This is a genomic window from Polaromonas sp. P1_E3 (assembly GCF_056405935.1).
Genome location: NZ_JBFUBD010000272.1, coordinates 1 through 3,769 on the forward strand (window position 1 = coordinate 1; position 3,769 = coordinate 3,769).

General features: G+C 64.8%; 2 protein-coding genes and 1 pseudogene. 1 reads left to right on the forward strand and 2 read right to left on the reverse strand.

Annotated features, from left to right (window positions below; translation table 11 throughout):
- Positions 1-217 (reverse strand): annotated as a pseudogene (locus AC1D0Z_RS17590) (DUF2167 domain-containing protein); the annotation flags it as partial.
- Between the two features lie 205 nt (positions 218-422).
- On the opposite strand from AC1D0Z_RS17590, the gene AC1D0Z_RS17595 reads away from it, so the two are divergent.
- Positions 423-1,010, forward strand: coding sequence for a hemerythrin domain-containing protein (locus AC1D0Z_RS17595; RefSeq protein WP_477659493.1), 588 nt, complete (start codon positions 423-425; stop codon positions 1,008-1,010).
- A 129-nt stretch (positions 1,011-1,139) separates the two neighbouring features.
- On the opposite strand, the gene AC1D0Z_RS17600 is transcribed toward AC1D0Z_RS17595, so the two are convergent.
- A partial coding sequence (locus tag AC1D0Z_RS17600) for an FAD-binding and (Fe-S)-binding domain-containing protein (protein ID WP_477659494.1) occupies positions 1,140-3,769 on the reverse strand: 2,630 nt, incomplete at its 5' end.

Consider the following 3,769-nt stretch of genomic DNA (forward strand, 5'->3'; position numbering starts at 1 on the left):
GCCTGGCGGCCTGCGGTTGCGTCACAAAAATGCGGCCGGCCGGCAGCTTCAGCACCGCCTGGTCGGCCAGGGGAATGTCCTGCGGGCCTTCCTTGGCCGCCGTGCGGGCCTCAGCCCAGATTTTTTCGGCTTCGTCTTTTGACATCGGCTGCGCCAGCGCGGCACCGCAAGACAACACAACCGCCAGCGCACAGACGCGCGTCCATAAATGGTTCATCAAGCCCTCCCTGTTGGAATAAATTTCCGCGTATTCTGACATGGGCTTTGGCGCAACCGCAGCTTGCTTGACGTGGATCAACAGCGCCCTTGATCGCCTCCCTATAGTCAAACTGGCTGCACGGTGTCGATTGGCTTCCCGGCAGTTCCCGGCTGTTGCCGGGTTGGCCGGCCGGCAGGGGCATCCGTTAACCAGGGGAAGATCCATGAGCATCCATCACGTCAGCTACCACAGTGGGGAATTGCCCGCGCCTCCCGCCGCTATGGGCCAGGCTGACCTCAGCATGCCGCTGGCCGGTTTTTCGCAATGCCACTTCGGCATTGCTTCCCAGCTACAGGCTTTCGCCGAGCTGCCAGCCTTGCTGGCCACGGCAGCGCAAGCGCACAACGTCGCTTCGCGCACACTCAGCCTCTTCAAGTACGCGGTGGCAGGCCACCATGCCGACGAAGAAAATGAATTGTTCCCGGCAGTGCTGCGCAGCGCCGCCAAGGGGGAAGAGGCCGAGAAGGTCAGGGCCATGGTCAAACGCCTGGTGGCCGAGCACCGCAAGATCGAGTCCATCTGGAATGACCTCGAGCCGGCGGTGAAAGCGGCGGCAAAAAACCAGCCCGCCGAGCTGGACCTGCAAGCAGTGGAGGCGCTGGTGCAGGCCTACCTGAAACACGCGCGTTTTGAAGAGGAAGAATTCCTCCCGCTGGCCGAAACCATCCTCGGGCGCAACGGCAACCACATGGCCGCCTTGGGCCTGTCGCTTCACCTCAGGCATGCGCCCATGGTGGTGGGGCATGTCTAGGCGTTTGCATGGCTGATGTGCGTTGCACTTGAATATTCAGGAAAACAGGCTGTAGCCCAATAAGGGCGAGCGCAAGCAGCTATTAAAAGTATAGCGTCAAGGGTCCTGAAAACCTGCCGCGCGGCGCCCTCAGCCCCGCAGCTTCTGCGCCAGCAGCACCGCCACGTGGATTGCCTCGCGCTGCGCGCCGTCCCTGATCTGGTGGCGGCAGCTGGTGCCGTCGGCCACCACAATCGCGCCGGGCTGCTTGCGCACCGCCGGCAGCAGGCTGAGCTCGGCCATCTGCATCGACACCTCATAGTGGCTGGCTTCATAGCCGAAGCTGCCGGCCATGCCGCAGCAGCTTGACTCGATCAACTCGGGTTTTGCGCCGGGAATCAGCTTGAGCACATCCATGATGGGGCTCACCGCGCCAAAGGCCTTCTGGTGGCAGTGGCCGTGCAGCAGGATGGGCTGGGTTGCCGCTTTCAGCCGGCCCTTGAGCTTGTCGAGTTTGCCGTCGGCTGCTTCACGCGCCAGGAACTCCTCCAGCAGCAATGCGTGGCGGCTGATGGTGTGCGCGGCTTCGCCCAGGCCCATCACCAGCATCTCGTCGCGCAGCGTCAGCAGGCAGGAGGGCTCCAGCCCGACGATGGCAATGCCTTTTTCGGCAAAGGGCAGCAGGGCCTCCACCACCTCGCGCGCCTTGGCTTTGGCCTTGGCCACCATGCCGCTCGCAAGGTAGGTGCGGCCGCAGCACAGGCTCTTGCCGTCGGCCACGGTTTTGGCTGCCACATGCACGGTGTAGCCGGCCGCCTGCAGCACCTTGAGCGCGGCCAGCGCATTTTCCGATTCGAAGTAGCCGTTGAAGGTGTCCACAAACAGCACCACCGGCCGCGCGGCCGCCAGCACTTCGTCGCGCGTGGCGGTCGTGACGCGTCCCTTCAGCGCTGCGCCGGGCCTGTTCAGGCGTTTCCAGAAGGTGTGATGCGTCCACTGCGGCAGCGTGCGGCGGGCTGACAGGCCCATGAACTTTTCGCTCCAGGCCGCCAGCACCGGTACCTTGTCGCGCAGGTTCAGCAGCGGCGCAAGCCGGCTGGCCCAGTGGGCATAGTCGGGCAGGTACGCCACCATCTTGTCTTTGAGCGTGTAGCCGTGACGGTTCTTGTAGTGGTGCAAGAACTCCACCTTCATTTTGGCCATGTCGACGCCGGTGGGGCAGTCGCGCTTGCAGCCCTTGCAGCCCACGCACAGGTCCAGCGCGTCCTTCACGGCCTCGCTGGTGAAGGCGTCTTCGGCCTTCATGCCGTCCAGCTGCCCGCTCAGTGCCAGGCGCAGCGTGTTGGCGCGTCCGCGTGTCAGGTGCTGCTCGTCGCGTGTCACACGGTAGCTGGGGCACATGGTGCCGGCGTCAAACTTGCGGCAATGGCCGTTGTTGTTGCACATCTCCACGGCCTTGGCAAAGCCGCGGGCCGGGTCACCGCCGCTGCCGGGCGCGCTGGTCCTTTCGGTGGCCGGGTCGTTCTGTACGTCCCAGGCGCGCCAGTCCAGCGCGGTCTTGAGGGGGATGACCTTGTACCCCGGCGGAAACCGCATCAGCCGCGTGTCGTCCATCTTGGGCGGGTTGATCATGCGGCCGGGGCTCAGCAGGCCTGCCGGGTCCATGTACTGCTTGATGGCGGCAAAGGCCTCGTTAATCTCGGGGCCGAACTGCCACTTGATCCATTCGCCGCGGCACAGGCCATCGCCGTGCTCGCCGCTGTAGGCGCCCTTGAACTTGCGCACCAGCTCCGAGGCTTCTTCGGCAATGGCGCGCATCTTGGGTGCGYCTTCACGCCGCATGTCCAGGATGGGCCGCACATGCAGCGTGCCGACGGAGGCATGGGCATACCAGGTGCCCTTGCTGCCGTATTTGCGGAAAACCTCAGTCAGCGCGTCGGTGTAGGCGGCCAGGTGCACCAGCGGCACGGCRCAGTCTTCGATAAAACTCACCGGCTTGCCGTCGCCCTTGAGGCTCATCATGATGTTGAGCCCGGCCTTGCGCACCTCCCACAGGTTTTTTTGCGGCGCGTCCTCGGTCATTTCCACCACCGAATCGGGCAGCAGCAGGTCGCCCATCAGTTCGCCCAGGCGCTTGAGCCTGGGCAGCAGCTCGGCCTTGCTGGCACCCGAAAATTCCACCAGCAAAATGGCCGCCGGGTCGCCGATCAATGCCGTGCGAATCGTCGGCGCAAAGGCCGGGTTCTGCAGCGACAGGTCAATCATCGTGCGGTCTACCAGCTCCACCGCGGTCAGCGCGCCTTCACCAATCTGGACGATGTGCTGCGCCGCATCCATGGCGCGGTAAAACGTCGGGAAGTTCACCACGCCCAGCACCTTGGCCCGGGGCAGCTCGCTCAGCTGAAGCGTCAGCGACCGGGTCAGCGCCAGCGTGCCTTCGCTGCCGATCAGCAGATGCGACAGGTTGACCGCGCCATCCCGCGTGTAGGGGCGCTCGCTCTGCGGGTCAAAAATGTCCAGGTTGTAGCCACCGACGCGCCGCATGACTTTGGGCCAGCGCTTCTTGATGGCGGGGTGCAGCTCCTCGGCGAGTGCCCGCACGTGGTTGCCCAGTTCGCGCGCCTTGCCGCTGCTGCCGGCGTAGGCGCCGAGCTGCAGCAGGCCGCCGTCGGATGTCCAGGCCCTGGCGCCCAGCACGTTGTGCACCATGTTGCCGTAGGCAATGCTGCGGCTGCCGCAGGAGTTGTTGCCCGCCATGCCGCCCAGTGTGGCCTGCGCAC

Bases quoted from the DNA above. Each gene is read 5' to 3' on its own strand.
- AC1D0Z_RS17595 (WP_477659493.1), top strand. From the start codon at position 423: ATGAGCATCCATCACGTCAGCTACCACAGTGGGGAATTGCCCGCGCCT.